This window comes from Leptotrichia trevisanii DSM 22070 (assembly GCF_000482505.1).
GTDB lineage: Bacteria > Fusobacteriota > Fusobacteriia > Fusobacteriales > Leptotrichiaceae > Leptotrichia > Leptotrichia trevisanii.
The window spans coordinates 1-4838 of the sequence record NZ_AXVL01000065.1 but is presented as its reverse complement, the minus strand read 5'-3'; the positions used below and the strand labels follow the sequence as shown (position 1 = coordinate 4838).

The following is a 4838-nucleotide window of genomic DNA, read 5'->3' as shown; positions in this document are numbered from 1 at the left end:
AAAACTGTTATTTCCAGTTGCACCATATACATAAGGTTTTCCAATCTGAGTTTTTGCAAACTCTACAATTTTATATCTTATTTTTTCTTCTCTATCTCTACTATTTTTAATTGCATTATCTTTCTCATTATTTTCAATTATTTCTATTTTTTTACTGTTTTCAGTTATTAATTGTTTCTGAAAACTAATTTCCCCTTTAGAAAAAGATAGAAAAGAAATCATTGATATTCCCATTAAAATTTTTACAGCGTTATTAAACATTTTTCACTCCTTCAATTCTTGTTTCATAATTACTATTATTTTTTGCTGCTCAGCGTTTTTTTTCAAAACTTTTGTAATGAAAAAAATCCACTGACCTAATTTTGATTTTCTCACGTGTGAGAAAATATAGTTACAAGTTTATTATTTTATTGTATTTCTGAATTACTTTTGGAATATATTCCCTTGTTTCCTTTATCCCCTTCCAAGCATTGTTTGTTAATCTTCCACAGCCAGCGTTATAACAAACTAGCATTTTTGAAACGCTCCCAGTTTTTTCATAATCCCTTTTTAAATGCAGTACACCTCCCTTTATATTTCCTGATATGCTGTTATCCACTCCAAATTCCCTAAAGTTAAAAGGCATTAACTGCATAAGCCCTCTTGCTCCAGCACTTGATACTGTTGAATGATTAAAATGGCTTTCAGTATTCATAACCGCTAAAACCAAATATGGATTAAAGTTATATTCCTTGCTATATTTGAAAACATAGCCAAGTATATTTTGTATTTCATTTTCATTCAGTCTGCTGTTCTGTGTTTTAATATATTCAATAAGTTTTCTACTCCCAATATTTTTTTGAATATGAGAAGCATTATTAACATTTGTTACAGCCTTATCATCATAAAATAATCTGTTGCTTTGCGATTGAATATTACTTGTATCTTCTTTAGGCGAATCGTTTAATTCTTTACTTTTGTCAGCCTCATTATCCTTTTGTGTTTTTAATTTCTCAATTCTTTCCTGCTCAACTTTTTCTTTCTGTTTTTGAAAGCTTATCTCTCCCCCAGAAAAGGAAATTTTTGAAACTATCATAAGAAACAATATACATTTTTTCATTTATAACCATCTCCTTTGCTATCTTTCAATTTCAATGTCCTTGCTTTTTATTTTCGGATTTGTATAATTTATCTTTATTTCCTCATAATCACTCTTTCCATCCAAATCAGTATCTTTTAAATAAGGATTTGTTCCATACACAAATTTTTCTTCCCTATCTGTCAGCCCATCAAAATCACTGTCCTTGTATTTTTCCTTAATTTCCTCTATTTCCTGTTTAATATTTTCATCTCCATAACTTAGAGCGTCTTCATTTCTTTTTAAAACTTCCGTTACGACATCTTCATCTTTTTGCATTTCAAAACTTGCGTATTGATAGGAATTAGGGTAGTTTTTTACAGATTCCATCACTATTTCCTTATCATTTTTTAATTCCTCGCTTGCAAATTGTAAAGTACGTCCATCCTGTTTCACTGCTTCCAAAACTAAATCCCTGTTATTTTTAAGCCTTTCACTTGCATATTCAAGATTTTTTCCATTTTCTTTGACTTTTTTCATAACATATTTCTCATCATCTCTTATTTTTTCAGAAGAATAATATTTAAATATATTTTTACCTGTATATATTGAGACTTCATACCATTTTTCCATTTTATCAGCCTTATTTCTAAGCTCACTCATTTTGCTTTCCTTAATATATTTTTCCAATTTTTCATTAGTAATGGATCTTATTTCCTTTTTATCTTTTAACATTAAGTATTCTCGAAGATACTCGTTATTTTTATCTTTTTCAAGCATATTTCTAATTTTTTCCATTGTCTTGCTGTCATATTCACTTTTTACATACAGCTCAACATCCTCTTCAGATAATCCTTTTTCAAATCCTTTCCGAATTTCCTTCATCTGATTTACATCCAGTTTTTTCATAACCAATTTTTCCCATTTGCTGTCATCAAAATTATTTTTCCCCCGTTCCTGCAATATCTCTTCATTAAGCACAGGAGTTACACACAATTTAAACTGTTCAAGAGTCAAATTTGATTTTATCATCTTCCTTACTTCTATTTTTTCATCTTTAGAAAATTTTACCCCTATTTTTTTCAAATAATCTTTTTTTTCATTCTTTTGAAATACACTCAGTAACATTATTTCAGTCCTTTCATAAATTATTTTTAAAATTTTATTTCCCTTTTTGTTTCCTGCCCTTTTATAAACTTCTTGTAATCTATTATCAGATTATTCATTCTTATAAGTTCATTCACTCCGCCAACAATATTTTTAAATACAGCCTCGTATTCTCTTTTGCCCAATATCTTTAGATTTTTGTTTTTCAATTTTCTAAGTATCAGAACAGCCTCTAATTTATTTCTGTATATAAAGTCATTTTCATTCAAATATTCTTTAAAACCTAATTTTCTGTCTATTTCTTCATTTAATTTTTTTAGTTCATTTTCTTTTTCTGTTATTTTTTCACTCAATTTCTGCATTTCTGCTTCAATTTCATTTTCTCTGATTTTTAAGGAATCTTCCATTTCATATAATTTTTCTCTTCTATTTCGATAATTTTGTTTCTGTTTCTGTTCAAGCTGATATATTTTTTCATCATATTCACTTTCAATTCTCCTTTTTTCCTGATTATATTTCCTTTCCTCATCGTGTATGAATTGTTCAAGTTCTTCGGCAAGTTCAGATTTTATTTCAGATTTTTCTAATTTTACCCTTTCCTTTAATTCCTCACCTTCAAGTTCATTTGTCCTGTTAATTTCTTTTAGCTCTACTTCTTTAAAATCTTTGCTTTCTATACCTTCACTTTTCATCATTTCATTTAAACCCATTATTTTTCTCCAATCTTCGTTTTAGCATTTTTTTCTTTTCCTCTCTCATTTGAAACTCCTCACCTCCCATAATTTTACAATCTTTAATTTCTTCCTTACTTAAAAAATGAAATTTCATAAAATATCCCAGCAATGTTGCCTTATCTTCATTTAAAATATCTGCTATTTCAAGCAAGACTGCCATTTCAATCAGTTTTCTTGTCCTCTGTTTCCATTTCTCATTCTTTTCCGATGTATTTAGTCTTCTTGTATCATTTGCTATTTCTCTTCTGATTTTCCTTATTTTTTCATCTGTTTTGACTATTTTTTTATGTATTTCAATTTTCTCTTTCTCATTAGATTTCAATTTAAACATTTCATTTTCATATTCTAAATTCATATATTAACCTTGCTTTTTTCTCTATTTTTGACTTTTTTATTGCACCATAATATCTTCCATCAAATGTTCCTCTAACCTTAGATAAAGTCAAGACTTCGTCTTCTTTTATCTTGCCATTAAAAACAGGGGATATTTTTTGAAAAATTTCTCCATAATCCTCGTCATTTACATATATCCTGTTATTTTTTATCTCAACTCTGTCCTTATAGAATGCAGCAACAGGCTTTACCGATTTAAACGTTGTACCTTTTATGCTTGTCAAACCTTTATATTTATCATCCACCTCATAAACAACTAAATCCCCTTTTTTCAATACTCCATCAAATTTTTCCAGTTTATATATTCCTAATGGAATTGACGGTGTTACATTTATTACATAAATTTTTGACAACAGATGTAGCCCTGTGAATGTTATGACAAGAAATATTGATACAGAAAGCATTATCAAGTTAAACTTTTTAGTTCGTATATCCACAATTTCCTCCCACTTTTTAATTTCCTTTGGCAAGTGTTGTTGTTATCCTGTCAGCTTTATTCATTATAAAAGCCATTACCATTCCTACTGTGATAAACAAAAATATAGTTTCATATTTTAATTCCTTAAAAGTAACTTCCCCAAATCCTGCCGCATCCAAGTTTTTAAATACTATTCCTCCCAGTGCCATTATTACAACTATTTTAGTTCCTGTGAGAAACAGTGTTGTCAATGATTTATTTCCTAAGTCCCTTTTTGTAATCGAATTCACATCAAAAGGCAAAAATATCCAAGATAATCCCAATGCCATTCTAAACTGCAATACCGCCATCATCATTTCAAATATTATCCTTACCACAAAATAATACACAAGAATAATAACTCCTATTAACAATAACATTTTCCCAAGTTCTTCAAAAAATAGCCTTGAATCAGTAACAATATTGAAAAAATTAAAGTTTGATTCATTAATAATCTTTAAGATTTTCCCTGTTTCCCTTCCAGCTATTGCCCATATGCTGTTTAAAGTTACAGTTCCTCCACTGTTTCCCATAAAATATGAGCCAATTCCAGAAAATATTCCATATCCCATATCAATTAATGAAATTGCATTAGGTATAACATATGCCAGTATCGAAAATCTTATCATTATTCTGAGTAAGGACATCCATAAATTTTCCAACACATTTTTTACTATATAGCCATATAAAATCCACATTATTTCAAGAACTGTGAGTACACTTAACAGAACTAATAATCCAGGAGCAAGTTTACTGATTCCATCATTTATCATTCCTGCAATTTCTGACTGAACAGCATCCCAATCTACCATCAATGAAGAATTTGCTGAAGCTGTTTTAATATTATTTCCTGATACTGTTGTTCCTCCTGTTCCAGCAGGAAATTGTGTCATATCAAGTGGAGATAGCCCTGCGGTGCTTGCAATCTTATTTCCATAAGCAGGAACTTTTTTAATATAGTTTGTTGTTTCACTGACATTTTTCCATCTGCCTGACTTAAAACATCCTGGTCCACAGTTATATGCGGCCGCCAAATCAGATAAATTTTTTATTCCATAATGTGAAGCATTTTTTCTCATCCAGTCAAAAT

General features: G+C 29.3%; 6 protein-coding genes and 1 pseudogene. All 7 read right to left on the bottom strand.

Annotated features, from left to right (window positions below; translation table 11 throughout):
* Positions 1-261: pseudogene (locus K324_RS0109245) on the bottom strand (hypothetical protein); the annotation flags it as partial.
* A 130-nt stretch (positions 262-391) separates the two neighbouring features.
* The gene (locus K324_RS15270; RefSeq protein ID WP_051354436.1) at positions 392-1099 is read right to left on the bottom strand and encodes a transglycosylase SLT domain-containing protein; all 708 of its coding nucleotides are present in this window, start codon (positions 1097-1099) and stop codon (positions 392-394) included.
* An 18-nt stretch (positions 1100-1117) separates the two neighbouring features.
* Positions 1118-2185 (bottom strand): DUF4116 domain-containing protein, encoded by a 1068-nt coding sequence (locus tag K324_RS0109235; RefSeq protein ID WP_026748887.1) that lies wholly within the window; start codon positions 2183-2185, stop codon positions 1118-1120.
* A 26-nt stretch (positions 2186-2211) separates the two neighbouring features.
* Positions 2212-2874, bottom strand: coding sequence for a hypothetical protein (locus K324_RS0109230; protein WP_026747457.1), 663 nt, complete (start codon positions 2872-2874; stop codon positions 2212-2214).
* Positions 2861-3253 (bottom strand): conjugal transfer protein TraD, encoded by a 393-nt coding sequence (locus K324_RS0109225; protein ID WP_026747458.1) that lies wholly within the window; start codon positions 3251-3253, stop codon positions 2861-2863. Before K324_RS0109225 ends, K324_RS0109230 begins: the two co-directional genes overlap by 14 nt.
* Positions 3237-3728 carry a S26 family signal peptidase gene (locus K324_RS14730; protein ID WP_146995855.1) on the bottom strand — a complete coding sequence of 164 codons (492 nt, stop codon included), beginning with the start codon at positions 3726-3728 and terminating at the stop codon, positions 3237-3239. The genes K324_RS0109225 and K324_RS14730 overlap by 17 nt, the downstream gene beginning before the upstream one ends.
* 16 nt (positions 3729-3744) lie before the next feature.
* A partial coding sequence (locus K324_RS14725) for a type IV secretion system protein (protein ID WP_036095464.1) occupies positions 3745-4838 on the bottom strand: 1094 nt, incomplete at its 5' end.